Genomic DNA, 17807 nt, shown 5'->3' on the forward strand with positions numbered 1-17807 from the left:
GTAACCGCGCCGGCCCGGCCGCACGGCGGGGTACGGGGAGAGCGTCCTCGAAGTCGCCCTCCCCGTACCCCGTTGCGTCGATGTGCCGCCGCTTTTAGATGCCGTAGGGGCGCTACGCGCGTAGACGGCCCCCGTCCCCAGGAGAGTGCGCCATCAACGCGTCCAGCAGCCCTCCGGCCGGAGCGGCGGTCAACGATTCGGTGACCGCCGTCGAACTCGCCGGGATCACCAAGCGTTTCCCCGGAGTCGTGGCCAACCACGACATCCACCTCACCGTCCGCAAGGGCACCGTCCACGCCCTCGTGGGCGAGAACGGCGCGGGCAAGTCCACGCTGATGAAGATCCTCTACGGCATGCAGAAGCCGGACGAGGGCACCATCGCGGTCGACGGCGAGAAGGTGACCTTCTCCTCGCCCGCCGACGCCATCGTGCGCGGCATCGGCATGGTCCACCAGCACTTCATGCTCGCCGACAACCTCACCGTCCTGGAGAACGTGGTCCTCGGCAGCGAGAAGCTGTACGGCATCGGCGCCAGGGCCCGCCGGAAGATCAAGGAGATCTCCGAGCGGTACGGCCTCGGGGTGCGCCCCGACGTCCTCGTCGAGGAACTGGGCGTCGCCGCCCGCCAGCGCGTGGAGATCCTCAAGGTCCTCTACCGAGGCGCCCGCACGCTGATCCTCGACGAGCCCACGGCCGTCCTGGTGCCGCAGGAGGTGGACGCCCTCTTCGACAACCTGCGCGAGCTGAAGGCCGAGGGCCTGTCCGTCATCTTCATCTCCCACAAGCTGGGCGAGGTGCTCTCGGTCGCCGACGAGATCACCGTCATCCGCCGCGGCACCACGGTCGGCACGGCCGTCCCCGCCGAGACCACGCCCCGCCAGCTCGCCGAGCTGATGGTCGGCAGCGAACTGCCCACCCCGGAGACGGCGGAGTCCACGGTCACCGACCGTCCGGTCCTCACCGTCGACACGCTGCGCCTCGCGGCCCCCGGCGGCAAGGCCCTGCTGGACGACATCTCCTTCACCATCCACGCCGGTGAGGTGCTGGGCATCGCCGGCGTGGAGGGAAACGGCCAGACCGAGCTGGTCGACGCGCTCATCGGCCTGCGCCACGCGGACTCCGGCACCATCCGCTTCCTCGACCAGGACATCACCTCGCTGCCCACCCGCAAGCGGCGCGAGCAGGGCGTCGGCTACATCCCCGAGGACCGCCACCGGCACGGACTGCTCCTGGAGGCCCCCCTCTGGGAGAACCGCATCCTCGGCCACGTCACCGAGAAGCCCAACAGCAAGGGCGTCTGGCTGGACCTCAAGGGCGCCCAGCAGGACACCCGCCGCATCGTCGAGACGTACGACGTCCGCACCCCCGGCATCGACGTCACCGCGGCCTCGCTGTCCGGCGGCAACCAGCAGAAGCTGATCGTCGGCCGCGAGATGAGCCACAAGCCGCGCTTCCTGATCGCCGCCCACCCCACCCGCGGCGTGGACGTCGGCGCACAGGCCGCGATCTGGGACCACATCCGCGAGGCCCGCCGCGAGGGATTGGCCGTGCTGCTGATCTCCGCCGACCTGGACGAACTGATCGGCCTGTCCGACACCCTCCGCGTGATCTACGACGGCAAGCTGGTCGCGGACGCCGACCCGGCCACCATCACCCCCGAGGCGCTCGGCTCGGCGATGACCGGCGCGGCCTCCGGACACCTGGAAGACGAAGAGAGCCCCGGGACCCCGGCCGACGCGACCGGCTCCGCCACGTCCGCAGCGCCCCCTGCGTCCCCCGCGTCCCCCGAGTCTCCGGAAGACGAGGCCCGCTGATGAAGAAGTTCGACAAGGAGCGCGTGCTCCTCGCGGTGGCCGGACCGGTCATCGCGCTCGCCGTGGCCTTCGTGCTCAGCGCGATCGTCCTGATCGCCTCGGGCAAGAACCCGGTCGAACCGTTCGCCCTCATGTTCGAGCAGGCCGGGTTCTCCGACATCCAGGTCCTGATCGTCAACCAGGCCTCGATGTACTACATCGCGGCCCTCGCGGTGGCCATCGGCTTCCGGATGAACCTGTTCAACATCGGCGTCGACGGCCAGTACCAGCTCGCCGCCATGATGGCCGCGATCGTCGGCGCCCACGCCAGCCTGCCGGCCGGCCTCCAGGTCCCGCTGCTGCTCCTGACCGCCGTCCTCACCGGCGCCTTCTGGTCCGGCATCGCCGGTGTCCTCAAGGTGACCCGGGGCGTCAGCGAGGTCGTCGCGACGATCATGCTCAACGCCATCGCCACCTCCGTCATCGGCTACCTGTGGCTGCCGGACGTCTTCGGCGTCAAGATCGGCAACAACAACACCACCGGCGAGATGCACGAGTCCGGCTGGATCCCCGGCATCGACATGGGCGCGGCCGGCGAGGTCTACGGCCTGGTCATCCTCGCCGTGCTGCTCGGCATCGGCTACTGGGTCGTCCTCAACCGCACCCGCTTCGGCTTCGACCTGCGCGCCTCCGGCGCCTCCGAGTCCGCCGCCGCGGCCAGCGGTGTCGACCCCAAGCGCATGGTGCTCACCGCGATGCTGATCTCCGGCGGCCTCGCCGGTCTCGCGGGTCTGCCGATCCTGCTCGGCGACACCCACACCTACAGCCTCAACTTCCCCACCGGCATCGGCTTCCTCGGCATCGGCATCGCCCTGCTCGGCCGCAACAGCCCGGTCGGCATCGCCTTCGCCGCCCTGCTGTGGGCCTGGCTCGACAAGGCCTCGCCCGAGCTGGACTTCCACGGCTACGACAAGGAGATCGCGGTCATCATGCAGGGCCTGATCGTCCTCTCGGTCGTCGTCTCCTACGAGGCCGTCCGCGAGTGGGGCCTGCGCCGCCAGCAGCGCCGGGTCGGCGCGGAGCTGGCCGCCGGTCACGTCCTGGGCGCCACCGACAACTCGAAGAAGGAGGTGGCCGGCCGATGACCGCTCCGACCACAGCGACCGACGTCAACCAGCCGTCGCTGGAGCACGCACCACCGACCGGCCGCCGCATGTCGTGGCCCGTGCTGCTCCTGGTCATCGCCGGTGCCCTGGCGCTGACCTCGATCGTCCGCCTGATCACGGGCGCCAACGGCATCACCAACGTCAGCCAGATGTCCACCGCGCTCCAGCTCGCCGTGCCGATCGGCCTCGCCGGTCTCGGCGGTCTGTGGGCCGAGCGCGCGGGCGTCGTCAACATCGGCCTCGAAGGCATGATGATCCTCGGCACCTGGTTCGGTGCCTGGGCCGGCTTCCAGTGGGGGCCGTGGACCGGCGTCCTCGTCGGCATCGTCGGCGGCTGCCTCGGCGGCCTGCTGCACGCCATCGTCACGATCACCTTCAACGTCAACCACATCGTCTCCGGTGTGGCCATCAACATCCTCGCCCTGGGCGCCACCCGCTACCTCGCCCCGCTCGCCTTCGAGGGCCACCAGGGCGGCTCGGCCAAGCAGTCCCCGCCGGTCGACTCCCTCGGCCACTTCTCGATCCCGGGCCTGTCCGACTGGCTGGACAGCCTCAACGACCAGCACTGGTTCTTCGTCTCGGACATCGCGGGGCTGCTCGGCGGCCTGGTCACGAACGTCTCCTGGCTGACCCTGATCGCGGTCGCCCTGGTCCCCGCCACCTGGTGGATCCTGTGGCGCACCCCGTTCGGCCTGCGCCTGCGCTCCTGCGGCGAGAACCCGATCGCCGCCGAGTCCCTCGGCGTGAACGTCTACAAGTACAAGTACCTGGCCGTGATCATCTCCGGCGGACTGGCCGGACTCGGCGGTGTCTTCCTGTCCATCGTGGCCAACCCCTTCTACCTGGAGGGCCAGACCAGCGGCCGCGGCTACATCGGCCTCGCGGCGATGATCTTCGGCAACTGGATGCCGGGCGGCCTGGCCATCGGCGCCGGTCTCTTCGGCTACACCGACAGCCTCAACCTGCGCGGCGGCTCCGCCAACGTGCACGCGCTGCTGCTGCTCGGCGCGCTGCTCCTGGTCGCCGGCGCCATCTGGCTGGCCGTCCGCAAGAAGTACGTCAAGGCCGCGATCACCTTCGTCATCGGCGCCCTGGTCTTCGCCTGGTACGCCGGCACCAACGAGGTCCCCAACCAGGTCGTCTCCGCCACGCCGTACGTCGTGACCCTCGTCGTCCTCGCCCTGTCCGCGCAACGGCTGCGGATGCCCAAGGCGGACGGCATGCAGTACCGCAAGGGCCAGGGCAAGTGACCGGCGCCGACTGGGAGGAACTGCGCACGGCGGCCCGGGACGCCATGTCCCGGGCGTACGCCCCCTACTCCGGGTACGCCGTGGGCGCCGCCGCGCTGGTCGACGACGGCCGCACCGTCACCGGCTGCAACGTGGAGAACGCCAGCTACGGCATCGGGCTGTGCGCCGAGTGCGGTCTGGTCTCCCAGCTTCAGCTGACCGGCGGGGGCCGGCTGACGCACTTCGTGTGCGTCGACGGCGAGGGCGAGGTGCTCGTCCCCTGCGGCCGCTGCCGGCAGCTGCTGTACGAGTTCGGCGGCCGGGAGCTGCTGCTGGAGACCCCGGAGGGCGTCCTCCCGCTGTCCCGGATGCTCCCGCAGGCCTTCGGCCCCGACCACCTTACGAAGTAATCCGGCACCACTGTTAGGAAGAGCCATACATGGCCATGGACGTCATCTCCGTCATCCGCACCAAGCGGGACCGCGGCGAACTCGGCGACGAGCAGATCGACTGGGTCATCGACGCGTACACCCGCGGCGAGGTCGCCGACGAGCAGATGTCGGCCCTCGCCATGGCGATCCTGCTCAACGGCATGAACCGCGGTGAGATCGCCCGCTGGACGGCCGCGATGATCGCCTCGGGCGAGCGCATGGACTTCTCGTCCCTGTCCCGCCCGACCGCCGACAAGCACTCCACGGGCGGTGTCGGCGACAAGATCACCCTGCCGCTCGCGCCCCTGGTGGCGGCGTGCGGCGCGGCCGTCCCGCAGCTCTCCGGGCGCGGCCTCGGCCACACCGGCGGCACCCTGGACAAGCTGGAGTCGATCCCCGGCTGGCGCGCCCTCCTCTCCAACGAGGAGATGCTGGACGTCCTGGACACCACGGGCGCGGTGATCTGCGCGGCGGGCGACGGTCTCGCCCCCGCCGACAAGAAGCTGTACGCGCTGCGCGACGTCACCGGCACGGTCGAGGCGATCCCGCTGATCGCCTCCTCGATCATGTCCAAGAAGATCGCCGAGGGCACCGGCTCGCTGGTCCTGGACGTGAAGGTGGGTTCCGGCGCCTTCATGAAGACCATCGAGGACGCCCGCGAACTGGCGTCCACGATGGTCGGCCTCGGCACCGACCACGGGGTGAGGACGGTCGCGCTCCTCACCGACATGGCCACCCCCCTCGGTCTCACCGCGGGCAACGCCCTGGAGGTCCGCGAGTCGGTCGAGGTCCTGGCCGGCGGCGGCCCCTCCGACGTGGTCGAGCTGACCCTCGCCCTGGCCCGCGAGATGCTCGACGCGGCGGGCCTGAAGGACGCCGACCCGGCGAAGGCCCTGGCCGACGGCTCCGCGATGGACGTCTGGCGCCGCATGATCGCGGCCCAGGGCGGCGACCCGGACGCCGCGCTGCCCACCTCGAAGGAACAGCACGTGGTGAAGGCCGCCTCCTCGGGCGTCCTGACCCGCCTCGACGCCTACGACATCGGCGTCGCCGCCTGGCGCCTGGGCGCGGGCCGCGCCCGCAAGGAGGACCCGGTGCAGGCCGCCGCGGGCGTCGAGCTCCACGCCAAGCCCGGCGACACGGTCACCGCGGGCCAGCCCCTCCTCACCCTCCACACGGACACCCCGGACCGCTTCGAGTACGCGCTCGCGGCGGTGGAGGGCGCGTACGACGTGGCTCCGGCCGGCACGGCCTTCACCGCCGCGCCGGTGGTGCGGGAACGTATCGCCTGACCTGCGGTTTCCCCATTCGGCGAACGGGACCGGTGGACCTCTGCCGGTCCCGTTCGGCATGTTGACTGCCCGCATGAGGGAATTCGAGGGCGACTACGTCCTGGCCGACACCGCCTGGGACGAAGTCGTCTGGGTCTGGCGCCGGACGGAGGCACCCAGAGCCTGCACCCTGGAGATCGCCACGTCGCCGGCATGGTGACTCACCCCAAAACCGCCGCCACCCCCACCAGCACCGGTACGGACACCACCGTCGAGACCAGGATCGCGTCCCGGGCCAGGCGCTCGCCCACACCGTAGGTGGACGCGTACGTGTACAGGTTCTGCGCGGCGGGCAGCGCCGACGTCACCACCACGTCGAGGAGTTGGGGGCCCCGCAGGCCGAAGACGCCCGACGCCAGCGCCCAGGCCACCGCCGGCTGGCCCACCGCCTTGAGCGCGACCGCCAGCAGCACCGGGCGCCGTTCCACGCCCCGCAGCGGCATCGTGGAGCCGCACAGGCCGATGCCGAAGGCCAGCAGCACCGCCGGGACCGACATGTTGCCGATCAGCGTCACCGGGTCCATCACCGCGTCCGGGACCCGCAGGCCGGTCGCCGCGACCGCGACCCCGGCGAGCGAACCCAGCGCGATCGGATTGCGCAGCGGCGTCAGCAGCCGTCGCCACAGCGTGCCCTCGGCGCCCCCGCGTGACAGGTCCAGGATCGTCACCGCCACCGGTGTCACCAGCACCAGCTGGAACAGCAGCACCGGCGCCACCAGCGAGGCGTCGCCCAGGACGTACACGGCGATCGGGATGCCGAGGTTGCCCGAGTTGACGTAGCCCGAGCAGAGCGCGCCGATCGTCGTACGGCCCACGCCCCAGCCGCGTACGACGCCGACCGCCACGAACACACCGGCCACCGCCACCGTGGACAGCGCCGTCACCAGGAGGCGGGCGGAGAAGACCACCGACAGGTCGGCCGTCGCGAGCGTGGTGAACAGCAGGGCGGGGGAGGCCACGTGGAAGGCGAGCTTGGTCAGCACCTCGCGGCCCTGAGGCCCGAGGTGGCCGCGCAGGCCGAGCACGTAGCCGACCCCGATCACCACCGCGATGACCGCGAACCCGGTCAGCACCCCCTGCACGGCGCCCCCTCCCGGACGGAGTGGCGGGTGCCGGGCGGCGTGGCGGCGGAGCGGGGTATGTGTGGCATACAGCGAACCCTCTGTTGGAGGGCACGCGCAGGTCAATGTGATCCCCGACGGCCCCGGCACCGATGAGTTCCGCCGGTCCGCCGGGTCTACCGCACGTGGACGCCGTGACACCCGCCGTACTCGTGCTGCCGGGGCCCGTCTCCCGAGGGGAGACGCCCCGGTTCTGCGACGAGGTGCGCGCGCTGCTGGAGAGCACCCGGGCCGGGGTGGTCGTCTGCGACGTCGGCGGCCTCGGACCGCCGGGGCTCGCCGTCGTCGACCTGCTGGCCCGGCTGCAACTCACCGCCCGGCGGGCCGGAGGCCGGATACGGCTGCGCGACCCCGATCCGGCCCTGCACGCCCTACTGGACCTCGTCGGGCTCCGCTTCGAGACGGAGCGGCAGGTCGAACAGCGGGAACCACCGCTTGGTGTCGAGGAAGCAGTGGAACCCGGTGATGCGGCCGTCTGAGATCTCCAGCACCTGGACCGCCCACGGGGCGAAGCCGCCCGCCTCCGGGTCCGGCTTGTAGTGCGCGAAGGCCGGCAGCCCGTTGGCCTCCACCCGCAGCAGCCGGGAACCGGCGCACGCGGCGCCGAGCGTCGTCATGAAACCGGTGATGTCCGCAGGACCGGCCAGCCACAGGTCGAACGGCGGCATCGTCATCACCGCGTCCTCGTGCAGGAGCGCCGTCAGCGCCGTCATGTCGTAGCCCTCGAAGGCCGCGACATAGCGCTCCAGGAGCTTCTGCTGCTCCTCGTCCAGCGGGTCCGACACCGCGGCGTCGGACCCCCGGTCCGCCCGCTCGGCGAGCGTCGCGCGGGCGCGCTGCAGGGCGCTGTTGACCGAGGCGACCGAGGTGCCGAGCAGCTCGGCGACCTCGCTCGCCTTCCACGCCAGCACCTCGCGCAGGATCAGCACCGCCCGCTGCTTGGGCGGCAGCTGCTGGAGGGCGGCCATGAAGGCGAGCCGCACGGACTCCTTGGCGACCGCGGCCTCGGCCGGATCGGCGGTCTGCGGCAGCACACGGGCGTCGGGCATCGGCTCCAGCCAGGTGTGGTCCGGGCGCGGGGACAGGGCGGCCTGGGCGAGCGGCGTCGCCTCCGTCAGGTCCATCGGACGCGCCCGCTTGTTGCCCGCGGTCAGCATGTCCAGGCAGACGTTGGTCGCGATCCGGTACAGCCACGAGCGCAGGCTGGAGCGGCCCTCGAACTTGTCGTAGCTCCGCCAGGCGCGGACCAGCGTGTCCTGCACCGCGTCCTCGGCCTCGAAGGAGGAACCGAGCATCCGGTAGCAGTACCCCGTCAGCTCGGGCCGGTGCTTCTCCAGCGCGGAGTCCAGCTCCGTGGTCACGGTGCCGTTGGTCATCGTCCACCCACCCCTGTGGCGTCCCGTCGTGCGCGTCTTCGCGCCTCGCACTTCGGAAGCTACCGCAGGGGACTGACAATGGCCTGTGCAGTCAAAGAAAGCGCAGGTCAGCCAGGGGTGCGCAAGCTCAGCGGGACAGGCTCAGCGCCTTCAGGGGCGCTTCGCCGGCCTGCCGGCGGGCGGCCAGCGAACCGGAGACCGTGATCACCACGACGCCCAGCACCGCGAGCACCCCCACTCCTACCGTCCCGGCCCAGCCGCCGGAGTGGAAGGCCACCGCGCCGAGGGTGCTGCCCGCGCTGGAGCCCACGTAGTAGGCGGACTGGTAGAGCGCCGAGGCCTGCGCGCGACCGTGCTGGGCGGTCTTGCCGACCGCCGAGGAGGCCACCGCGTGCCCGGCGAAGAAGCCCGCCGTGATCAGCACCAGACCCAGCAGGACCAGCGGCAGCGACGGCGCCAGGGACAGCAGCAGGCCCGCCGCCGTCGTACCCGCTCCCAGGTAGAGCGCCCCGCGGCGGCCGAGGCGGCCCACCAGACGGCCCGCCGTCGAGGCCGAGACCGTACCGACCAGATAGACCAGGAAGATCGAGCCGATCAGGCCCTGCGGCAGCGAGAACGGCGCCTCCGTCAGCCGGTAGCCGATCACCGTGTAGACGCCGCCGAACACGGTCATGAACAGCGCGCCGATCGCGTACAGGCGGCGCAGCAGCGGGTTGGCGAGGTGGTCGCGGACCGTGCGGACCAGCACGCGCGGGCGCAGCGAGCCCGGCGTGAAGTGCCTCGGCGCCGGCAGCAGCAGCCGGAAGGCCACCGCGCAGGCCACCGCGACGAGGCCGATGACCCCGACGGCGACCCGCCAGCCCCACTCCTGGGCGACCCAGCCGGTGATGACCCGGCCGCTCATCCCGCCCACGCTGTTGCCCGCCACGAACAGGCCGATCGCCGTGACCAGCACCCGCGGCCGCACCTCCTCCGCGAGGTACGCCGTCGCCGAGGCCGGCAGCCCGGCCAGCGCCGCGCCCTGCACCGCCCGCAGCGCGACCAGCGCGGGCAGCGACGGAGCGAAGGGCACCAGCACCCCGACACCCACCGCGACCGCCAGCGAGGCCGTCATGACCGTACGCCGTCCGAACCGCTCCGACAGCGCGCTCATCGGCAGCACGAACACCGCGAGGCCACCGGTCGCGGCGGCCACCGTCCAGCTCGCGTCGCTCGCCGTGACACCCAGGTCGTCCGAGATCAGCGGCAGCAGGGCCTGGGTGGAGTACAGCAGCGCGAAGGTGGCCACGCCCGCCAGGAACAGCGCGAAGCTCATCCGGCGGTAGCCGGGGCCGCCCGGGGCCATGCGCGAGTCGGAGGTGTCGGGGACGGCGGAAACGGCGGAGACGGCGGAAGCGGCGTCCACGGCCGTGGACGCCCCGGTATCGGCGGGAGTCATGCCACGAAGGTACGAAGCCCCTTACTCATCCGTCCAATGCATGGAATGGCCATAATCGTTCCCATGGTGCATCAGCAAAGCTCACGGCCCCGCCTGTCACCGTCCGGTGACACGGAAGACATCGTCGCGCTGCTCGCGCCCCGCCTCGCGCACTTCGCCGGCGTGGCCCGCACCGAGCACGTCACCCGGGCCGCCCAGGAGATGAACGTCCCCCAGTCGACCCTCTCCCGCGCCCTCGTCCGCCTGGAACAGGACCTCGGCGTCGACCTCTTCGTGCGCCGCGGCCGCACCCTCGCGCTGACCGTCGCGGGGCGCACCTTCCTCGGCTCCGTGGAACGCGCCCTCGCCGAGGTCGAGCGTGCCGCCGACGAGGTCCGCGCCGACGCCGACCCGGCCACCGGCAAGGTCGCCTTCGGCTTCCTGCACACCATGGGCGCCGAGACCGTCCCCGGCCTGCTGCACGCCTTCCGCGCCGATCACCCCCGGGTCCGCTTCAGCCTCGTGCAGAACTACGGCGAGGCCATGCTGGAGCGGCTGCGCGCCGGAGAGCTGGACCTGTGCCTGACCTCCCCGGTGCCCGACGCCCCCGACCTGGTCGCCCGCCGCCTCGACGAGCAGAAGCTGCGCCTGGTCGTGCCGGCCGACCACACCCTGGCCGGCCGCAGGCGGATCCGCCTCGCCGAGGCCGCCGACGAGAACTTCGTGACCCTGGAGCCCGGCTACGGGCTGCGCCGCATCACCGACGCCCTGTGCAAGGAGGCCGGATTCCGGCCCAAGGTCGCCTTCGAGGGGGAGGAGGCGGAGACGCTGCGCGGGCTGGTCGCGGCCGGACTCGGCGTCGCCCTGCTGCCGCCGCCCGCCGTGCCCCGCCCCGGCGTGGCCGAACTGACGGTCACCGCCCCGCGCGCCGCCCGCGAGATCGGGGTGGCCTGGCTGGCGGGCCGCACGGACACCCCGCCCGTCGCGGCGTTCAAGAAGTTCCTGCTGTCGCGGCGTGGGAGCCTGCTGCCGTCATAGGAAGCGCGCCCCACACCGCGGACAGCGGCAGATCGCCGGGTCGAGCGCGCACTCCCGGGCGCCCGCGGCAGGTGTGGGCGAGCCCGGCGAGGAAGCCGGCCCAAAAGGCGCCGCCACCCCCGGTGCTCGTCCCCCGCGCTAGCGCCGCAACGACTTCCCGAACCCGGCCGCCAGCGGCATTCGCAGGCCCAGGGGCGGGGGAGCGGCCAGCGCGTCCTCCACCGGACGGGAGAAGGACTGCCCGAACAGCACGCCCATCACGAAGTCCTCCGCCAGTGCGGCGACTTCGTCCCGGTACTGGCGCAGCCCGTGGCCGTCGGAGTGCACCTCGAACCGGCACACGGCCCGGTTCGCCTTCTTCGCCCGGGAGGCGAGCCGGAACGACAACTCCGGGTCGCTGCGCCCGTCGTTGGTGCCGTGCACGATCAGCACCTGGCGTCCGGCGAGCTGCTTCACCGGTTCGGGTGGCGCGGCCACGTCGTCCTCCGGCAGCCAAGGTGCGATCGCCAGCGCCGAGTTGACGGCCTCGTGCCCGGCGGCCCGCAGCGCAGCCCGGCCGCCCATGCCGAGGCCGGCCAGGCAGACGGGCACGTCGCCGTAGCGCCGTTGGGCCTCCTCGGCGGCCCATTCGGCGTCCCGGGCGAGGTGCGCCTCGGCGCCGTTCCAGCCGCGGTAGCGGTAGTGCACGACATGCGCGGCCAGCCCCTCCTCCCGGCCCGCGCGTGCCAGCCTGCGCCCCAACGCGCGTACGGACGCGGCCGCGAGCAGCGCGGAGGGCCTGCGGTCGGACACCTCGTCGCCCTCGGGGAGCAGCAGCACCACACCGCTCACCGCCGTCCCCTCCGGACCGAGCGTCCGCCCCAGCCGGGCCCGACGGACCGGCGTCGCTTGCTGTGCCATGGCAGAAGATTCTCAGAAGTCCGGGTGTACGGAACCCGTCCGCGCAGTCACCGTTACATATCGGGGAGTCCGTACACCGCATCGGGTCCCGGCATTCACCCGGCGTTCTACGCGCGTAGGAGTTAGAGTGCGGAAATGACGAGCCGAAGCACCGAGAAGAGCGCCGCGGCGAACACCGCGACGGCCTCGAAGACACCGTCGCCGGACCGGATCCGCCGGGCGCCGAAGGTTCTGCTGCACGACCACCTCGACGGCGGGCTGCGGCCCGGCACGGTCGTCGAACTCGCCCGCGAGACCGGCTACCCGGACCTCCCCGAAACCGACGCCGACCGGCTCGGCACCTGGTTCCGGCGGGCCGCCGACTCCGGGTCGCTGGAGCGGTACCTGGAGACGTTCTCCCACACCGTCGGCGTCATGCAGACCCGCAACGCCCTGGTCCGGGTCGCCGCCGAGTGCGCGCAGGACCTCGCCGAGGACGGCGTCGTCTACGCCGAGGTGCGGTACGCGCCCGAGCAGCACCTGGAGAAGGGGCTGACCCTCGAAGAGGTCGTCGAGGCCGTCAACGAGGGCTTCCGGGAGGGCGAGCGGCGCGCCCGGGAGAACGGCCACCGCATCCGGGTCGGCGCCCTGCTCACCGCCATGCGGCACGCCGCCCGCTCCCTGGAGATCGCCGAACTCGCCAACCGGTACCGCGATCTCGGGGTCGTCGGGTTCGACATCGCCGGTGCCGAGGCCGGATACCCGCCCACCCGGCACCTGGACGCCTTCGAGTACCTGAAGCGCGAGAACAACCACTTCACGATCCACGCCGGTGAGGCGTTCGGGCTGCCGTCCATCTGGCAGGCCCTGCAGTGGTGCGGCGCCGACCGGCTCGGGCACGGGGTGCGCATCATCGACGACATCCAGGTCCACGAGGACGGCTCGGTCAAGCTCGGCCGGCTCGCCTCCTACGTCCGCGACAAGCGGATCCCGCTGGAGCTGTGCCCCAGCTCCAACCTCCAGACCGGCGCCGCCGACTCCTACGCCGAACACCCCATCGGGCTGCTGCGCCGACTGCACTTCCGGGCCACCGTCAACACCGACAACCGGCTGATGTCCCACACCAGCATGAGCCGGGAATTCGAGCACCTTGTCGAGGCGTTCGGTTACACGCTCGACGACATGCAGTGGTTCTCCGTCAATGCGATGAAATCAGCGTTCATTCCTTTCGATGAACGACTGGCCATGATCAATGACGTCATCAAGCCCGGATATGCGGAGCTGAAGTCCGAATGGCTGTTCCAGCAGACGGCTTCTACCAGCGGTTCTTCGGAGTCCGAGGGCTGAGTGCGGGGTGACGGTAATACGGAATCGCGGACGGGCTTTCACCAACCGTCCGCATTTCGATGTTTGCCGCCGGGCGCCGGACGTGTTTACGGTCAAGGACCGCTCACATCCCCGTCACCCCATTACGAGGACGCATTCTCATGAAGCAGTCTGCTGCCAAGACCCTCGGTGTCGCCGCCCTCGGTGCCGCCTTCGCCGCCGCCGGCGCGGGCGCGGCCACCGCGGCCCCCGAGCTCCCCGACACCGCGCAGACGGTGGACTCCGTCGCCCGCACCCTCCCCGCGGAGACCGTCTCCCAGGTCGCGCCCGGCGCTGGCAACGTGCTGGAGCAGGGCCGCAAGATCTCCCACACCGGGCTGACCGTCGCGCAGCCGGTCGTCGAGCAGGTGGTCGCCGAGCAGCTCGCCGAGGGCCCGACCGAGCCGGTCGCCAAGCTGCTCGGCGGAGTGCCGCTGAAGGGGCTGCCCACCCAGGGCCTGCCGGTCAACGGCCTCCCGCTGGGCGGCTGAGCGTCCCGCCCACCCCGCACGCGCCGATGGGGCGCACCCGGCGACACCGGGTGCGCCCCATCGGCGTACCAGAGGGGGTACGGGTCTCACCAGGCCGTGCGGGCGGCCTTCTCCTCGGACGGGAACAGGATCCACAGGGCCAGGTAGAGCAGGAACTGCGGGCCCGGCAGCAGGCAGGAGACCACGAAGATCACCCGCATCGTGGTGGCGGAGGTGCCGAAGCGCCGGGCCAGCGCGGCGCACACTCCGCCGATCATGCGGCCGTGGGTGGGGCGGGCGAGGCGGGACATCGCGGCTCCTTCGTGAGCGTGTGGGTGGGGCCGCCTTCCGGCTTCCCCTTCATCTGCCCTCCACGCTACGGAGACGAACGGCGCAAAGCGTCGCTCTACGGGGCGATACCGACCCTGGGAATCGTCGGGGTCCGACCCTGAGCGGGCTCCTCCTGAGGGACACCCTCCCGCCCGGCCTGCCGGTACCAGCGACGGAGCCGGGCCCGGCCCGCCGGGACCACGGCGAGGTGCGCCAGGGCCACGCCCACCGTGTTCAGCAGCACCGAATCGATGTCGACGACCTGACCGGGCACCCCGGTCTGCAGCAGCTCGATCCCCACCGACAGCAGCGCGGCCGCGGCCGTGGTGCGCAGCAGGGACGCCAGCGGCGAGACGTGCAGCCGCCCGCCGGCCATCGGCAGCAGGACGCCGAGCGGCGCCAGCAGGACCAGCGCCCCGCCCAGCGAACGAGCCGCCTCGCGCCCGCCCAGCGCCAGGTCGGCGCGGATCCCGGCGAACGGCTGCAGGTTCGGTGGCAGTACCCAGGGGACGTCCAGCGGCCGCAGCGCGTACCAGGCGACGAACGCGAGATGCGCGACCAGGAGAACACTTCCTGTCGCACGGATGCGGAGCGCGGCGCTGCCGCCGAGGAACCCATGACGCTGCACGTCCCCCAAGACGCGCCCCCCGCCGTGCGCGGTTCCGGGCACTTACACGCAAGGGTGAGGCTTGCGCCACATGGCCCCGCCCGGGCCGTTCACCCGGCAGGTGGTCGCCGGTCAGCCGCCCGCGACCTCGTCGGCCGGGGGTTCGTTGCTGCCGGGCCGGGCGCGGACCTCGTCCGTGCAGGAGTAGCGGCGGGCGGACCGGTCGGCGGGCCCGGCCAGGATCACGGAGCCGTCGCCCTCGGCCGCGGCGGAGTCGGAGAAGGTGCACACCACCTGCGCGAGGGCGTAGGAGGTGAGGTCGTCGGGATCGGTGCTCAGCCGCAGCGTGTCCTCGGGGTCGCCGGAGCGCGGTCCCGTCACCGTGATCCCGCGGCGCACGTCCGAGGTGTACCCGGCCTCCTTCTCCGCGGCCGACGGCTGTGCCGCCAGCTCGTCCAGCAGCCCCTGGGCCACCAGCACGCGCCGCCCCGAGTCCGAGGCGCCGTCCGGCACCCGCACCGTGCGGTCCACGGCCACCAGCGACGAACCGCACAGCAGGAACACCTGCGCCGGCAGACCGGGCGTGGCCCGCGTCGACACGTCCGGCTCGGCGAGTGAGCAGCGCACCCGCGAGGGCGCGGGGCCGTAGTCCGTGGGCACCTCGGTGGCGCGGATGCCGCACCCGGTCAGCAGCGCGGCCAGTACCAGGAGCCCGGAGAGGGCCGGCAGCCGGCGTACGGTCATCAGACCTGTCCCTTCGCGTCCTTGCCCTTGCTCCCGTCGCCCGCGGCCCCCGCCGTGTCCTCGGCCTCCTCGTCGGCGGGCGGGGACGGGTCCTGCGGCAGCCGCAGCGTGAACACGGCACCACCCTGGGGGGCGTTCTCGGCGGTGATCCCGCCGCCGTGGATGTGCGCGTTCTCCAGGGCGATGGACAGGCCGAGGCCGCTGCCCTCGGAGCGCGGCCGGGAGGCGCTCGCCTTGTAGAAGCGGTCGAAGACGTGCGGCAGGACGTCCTCGGGGATGCCGGGGCCGTTGTCCCGCACCCGGATGACGACCTCGTCGTCCGCCCGCGACACGGACACCCGGACCGGCGATCCGCCGTGCTTGAGCGCGTTGCCGATCAGGTTGGCCAGGATGACGTCCAGGCGGCGCGGGTCGAGCCGGGCGTGGATGCCGCGCTCGGCCTCCAGCTCGACGGCGTCCAGCCAGGCCCGGGCGTCGATGCAGGCGGTGATCTGGTCGGCGACGTCCACGTCGTCCAGGACCAGCCGGGCGGTGCCCGCGTCGAAGCGGGTGACCTCCATCAGATTTTCCACCAGGTCGTTCAGCCGCCGCGTCTCGCTCACCACCAGCCGCACGGCCGGCTCCACCATCGGGTCGAAGCTCCCGCCCTCGCCCTCGCCCGCGAACTCCAGTTCCTCCTCCAGCACCTCCGTCACCGCGGTGAGCGCCGTCAGCGGCGTGCGCAGCTCATGGCTCATGTCCGCGACGAAGCGCCGGGAGGCCTGCTCCCGGCCCGCCATGTCCGCGACCCGCTTCTCCAGGTTCTCGGCGGCGCTGTTGAACGTCCGGGACAGATCGGCCAGTTCGTCGGTGCCGGACACGCGCAGCCGGGTGTCCAGCTTCCCCTCGCCCAGGCGCCGCGCCGCGACCCCGAGCCGGTGCACGGGCTTCAGCACGGTGGTCGCCAGGGCCTGCGCGAGCAGCGCCGAGCCGAGCAGGGCGAGCGCCGTGGCGATCCCCAGCGACCAGGCGAGCGAGTTCAGGTCCTTGGCCTCCGGTTCCAGCGACTTCAGCATGTAACCGGTCGGCCCGCCGCCGATCACCCTCGTGCCGGCCACCAGGTACGGGGTGTCGTCGTCGGTGATCCGCTGCCAGTACAGGTGGTACGGGTGCTTGTTGGCCGAGGTGACCTTCTGCTCCTTGTTCACCGCCGTGCGCAGCGACTCGGGCACGTCGGACAGCGCGAAGCCGCCCAGACCGCCCGAACTGCCGTACACCGTCGCGCCGTCGGCGTCCTCGGCGACCAGCAGCACGCCGAACCGCTGGCTGCTGTTGGCCATCTGACCGGCCGTGTGCTGCAACTCGTCCTGCGTGGGGTGCTCGGGCAGCGCGCCCGCCCGGTTCTGCATCTCCTGCTCGAAGTCGCGCAGCACGGCGTCCTGGGTGCGGGTCAGCACCGCCTCCCGGTTCAGCCAGTACGCGATGCCGGACGCGGACACGGCGGCGGTGAGCGCGACCAGGCCGAAGACGAGGACCAGCCGCAGGCGCAGGCTGGTGAAGCGCAGCCCGGACCAGAATCCCTTGCGAGCCGCGGCCAGGCCGCGGGTACCCCCCTGGTGTTCCTGGGTCACTGAGGCGGATCCAGCCGGTAGCCGACACCGCGCACGGTACGGATCAGGGTCGGGGACGACGGCACGTCCTCGACCTTGGCGCGCAGCCGCTGCACGCACGCGTCCACCAGCCGGGAGTCGCCGAGGTAGTCGTGCTCCCACACCAGCCGCAGCAACTGCTGCCGGGACAGGGCCTGTCCCGGCCGCCGGCTCAGTTCGAGGAGCAGGCGCAGCTCGGTCGGCGTCAGCTGGAGGTCCTCGCCGTTCTTCGTCACGGTCATCGCGGAACGGTCGATGACCAGGCTGCCGAAGCTCGCCGAGTCGGTGGACTCCCGTTCCCCGCGCCGCAGCACGGCCCGGATCCGGGCGTCGAGCACCCGGCCCTGGACGGGTTTGACGACGTAGTCGTCGGCGCCCGATTCGAGACCGACGACCACGTCGATGTCGTCGTTGCGCGCGGTCAGCAGGATGATCGGCAGCTGGTCGGTGCGCCGGATGCGGCGGCACACCTCGAAACCGTCGATGCCGGGCAGCATCACGTCCAGCACGATCAGGTCGGGCCGCTGCTCGCGCAACAGCTTCAGACCGTCCTCACCACTGGCAGCGGTGGCCACCCGGTGGCCCTGGCGGGTCAGGGAGAGCTCCAGGGCCGTACGGATGGCGTCGTCGTCCTCGATCAGCAACAGGGAAGGCACCCGCTCATTCTGGCCCATGAGGGGGTGGGTGTTCGACCTGTGGGTGCGGTTGGGGTCCCACGACGCCGCCGGACCCTGTGAAGGAAGGGTGTCGCAGCGGTGACGGACCCCTGTGACAGCTCTGTGACAGTCGGCGGACACGGCCATGAAGTCACCCGGGCAAGCTTTTCGTCACAAGCAACACCGCAAGTCGCAGTACCGCAAGTCGCAGTACGGAAGATCCGAC

At 72.0% G+C, this 17807-nt stretch carries 19 protein-coding genes; 10 read left to right on the forward strand and 9 right to left on the reverse strand.

Features of this window, described 5'->3' with window-relative positions:
- Nucleotides 1-200 precede the first annotated feature (200 nt).
- From ACZ6IM_RS19345 to ACZ6IM_RS19370, 6 genes are all read left to right on the forward strand, one after another.
- Nucleotides 201-1814 carry an ABC transporter ATP-binding protein gene (locus ACZ6IM_RS19345; RefSeq protein WP_052839715.1) on the forward strand — a complete coding sequence of 538 codons (1614 nt, stop codon included), beginning with the start codon at nucleotides 201-203 and terminating at the stop codon, nucleotides 1812-1814.
- The gene (locus ACZ6IM_RS19350) at nucleotides 1814-2938 is read left to right on the forward strand and encodes an ABC transporter permease (RefSeq protein WP_052839714.1); all 1125 of its coding nucleotides are present in this window, start codon (nucleotides 1814-1816) and stop codon (nucleotides 2936-2938) included. Before ACZ6IM_RS19345 ends, ACZ6IM_RS19350 begins: the two co-directional genes overlap by 1 nt.
- Nucleotides 2935-4209, forward strand: coding sequence for an ABC transporter permease (locus ACZ6IM_RS19355; protein ID WP_052839713.1), 1275 nt, complete (start codon nucleotides 2935-2937; stop codon nucleotides 4207-4209). Before ACZ6IM_RS19350 ends, ACZ6IM_RS19355 begins: the two co-directional genes overlap by 4 nt.
- On the forward strand, nucleotides 4206-4598 hold the full coding sequence (locus ACZ6IM_RS19360) for a cytidine deaminase (protein WP_052839712.1): 393 nt from the start codon (nucleotides 4206-4208) through the stop codon (nucleotides 4596-4598). The genes ACZ6IM_RS19355 and ACZ6IM_RS19360 overlap by 4 nt, the downstream gene beginning before the upstream one ends.
- 35 nt (nucleotides 4599-4633) lie before the next feature.
- Complete coding sequence (locus ACZ6IM_RS19365) at nucleotides 4634-5911, forward strand: thymidine phosphorylase (RefSeq protein WP_469557913.1); 1278 nt, start codon at nucleotides 4634-4636, stop codon at nucleotides 5909-5911.
- 73 nt (nucleotides 5912-5984) lie between these two features.
- On the forward strand, nucleotides 5985-6110 hold the full coding sequence (locus ACZ6IM_RS19370) for a hypothetical protein (protein WP_469557727.1): 126 nt from the start codon (nucleotides 5985-5987) through the stop codon (nucleotides 6108-6110).
- 1 nt (nucleotide 6111) lies between these two features.
- On the opposite strand, the gene ACZ6IM_RS19375 is transcribed toward ACZ6IM_RS19370, so the two are convergent.
- Nucleotides 6112-7032: an AEC family transporter gene (locus tag ACZ6IM_RS19375; RefSeq protein WP_052839710.1), complete on the reverse strand. Its 921-nt coding sequence runs from the start codon at nucleotides 7030-7032 to the stop codon at nucleotides 6112-6114.
- A 131-nt stretch (nucleotides 7033-7163) separates the two neighbouring features.
- Here ACZ6IM_RS19375 and ACZ6IM_RS19380 point away from each other — a divergent pair, with 131 nt between their 5' ends.
- On the forward strand, nucleotides 7164-7550 hold the full coding sequence (locus ACZ6IM_RS19380) for an STAS domain-containing protein (protein ID WP_469557729.1): 387 nt from the start codon (nucleotides 7164-7166) through the stop codon (nucleotides 7548-7550).
- Here ACZ6IM_RS19380 and ACZ6IM_RS19385 read toward each other — a convergent pair.
- On the reverse strand, nucleotides 7443-8447 hold the full coding sequence (locus ACZ6IM_RS19385; RefSeq protein WP_052839708.1) for a sigma-70 family RNA polymerase sigma factor: 1005 nt from the start codon (nucleotides 8445-8447) through the stop codon (nucleotides 7443-7445). The two genes, ACZ6IM_RS19380 and ACZ6IM_RS19385, sit on opposite strands and share 108 nt — an antisense overlap.
- Before the next feature lie 127 nt (nucleotides 8448-8574).
- Entirely contained in the window at nucleotides 8575-9885 is a 1311-nt protein-coding gene (locus ACZ6IM_RS19390; protein WP_469557731.1) for an MFS transporter, read from the reverse strand.
- 63 nt (nucleotides 9886-9948) lie between these two features.
- Here ACZ6IM_RS19390 and ACZ6IM_RS19395 point away from each other — a divergent pair, with 63 nt between their 5' ends.
- Nucleotides 9949-10902, forward strand: coding sequence for a LysR family transcriptional regulator (locus ACZ6IM_RS19395; protein ID WP_052839706.1), 954 nt, complete (start codon nucleotides 9949-9951; stop codon nucleotides 10900-10902).
- A gap of 138 nt (nucleotides 10903-11040) precedes the next feature.
- Here the strand turns inward: ACZ6IM_RS19395 and ACZ6IM_RS19400 are convergent, their stop codons facing one another.
- A complete protein-coding gene (locus ACZ6IM_RS19400; RefSeq protein WP_052839705.1) occupies nucleotides 11041-11802 on the reverse strand; it encodes a dienelactone hydrolase family protein in 762 nt (253 codons plus the stop codon).
- Between the two features lie 135 nt (nucleotides 11803-11937).
- On the opposite strand from ACZ6IM_RS19400, the gene ACZ6IM_RS19405 reads away from it, so the two are divergent.
- Nucleotides 11938-13128, forward strand: a complete 1191-nt coding sequence (locus ACZ6IM_RS19405) for an adenosine deaminase (RefSeq protein WP_469557734.1) — start codon at nucleotides 11938-11940, stop codon at nucleotides 13126-13128.
- A gap of 140 nt (nucleotides 13129-13268) precedes the next feature.
- Nucleotides 13269-13637, forward strand: coding sequence for a hypothetical protein (locus tag ACZ6IM_RS19410; protein ID WP_011029937.1), 369 nt, complete (start codon nucleotides 13269-13271; stop codon nucleotides 13635-13637).
- Between the two features lie 86 nt (nucleotides 13638-13723).
- Here ACZ6IM_RS19410 and ACZ6IM_RS19415 read toward each other — a convergent pair whose 3' ends face one another.
- From ACZ6IM_RS19415 to afsQ1, 5 genes are all read right to left on the reverse strand, one after another.
- Nucleotides 13724-13927: a PspC domain-containing protein gene (locus ACZ6IM_RS19415; RefSeq protein ID WP_052839703.1), complete on the reverse strand. Its 204-nt coding sequence runs from the start codon at nucleotides 13925-13927 to the stop codon at nucleotides 13724-13726.
- 95 nt (nucleotides 13928-14022) lie between these two features.
- The gene (locus ACZ6IM_RS19420; RefSeq protein WP_052839702.1) at nucleotides 14023-14574 is read right to left on the reverse strand and encodes a VanZ family protein; all 552 of its coding nucleotides are present in this window, start codon (nucleotides 14572-14574) and stop codon (nucleotides 14023-14025) included.
- A 111-nt stretch (nucleotides 14575-14685) separates the two neighbouring features.
- Nucleotides 14686-15297 carry a hypothetical protein gene (locus tag ACZ6IM_RS19425; RefSeq protein ID WP_469557736.1) on the reverse strand — a complete coding sequence of 204 codons (612 nt, stop codon included), beginning with the start codon at nucleotides 15295-15297 and terminating at the stop codon, nucleotides 14686-14688.
- Nucleotides 15297-16907: an ATP-binding protein gene (locus tag ACZ6IM_RS19430; protein WP_052839700.1), complete on the reverse strand. Its 1611-nt coding sequence runs from the start codon at nucleotides 16905-16907 to the stop codon at nucleotides 15297-15299. Before ACZ6IM_RS19430 ends, ACZ6IM_RS19425 begins: the two co-directional genes overlap by 1 nt.
- Nucleotides 16904-17581 (reverse strand): two-component system response regulator AfsQ1, encoded by a 678-nt coding sequence (gene afsQ1 / locus ACZ6IM_RS19435; RefSeq protein WP_003974066.1) that lies wholly within the window; start codon nucleotides 17579-17581, stop codon nucleotides 16904-16906. The genes ACZ6IM_RS19430 and afsQ1 overlap by 4 nt, the downstream gene beginning before the upstream one ends.
- Nucleotides 17582-17807 lie beyond the last annotated feature (226 nt).

Source organism: Streptomyces sp. NPDC042336, from assembly GCF_055581985.1.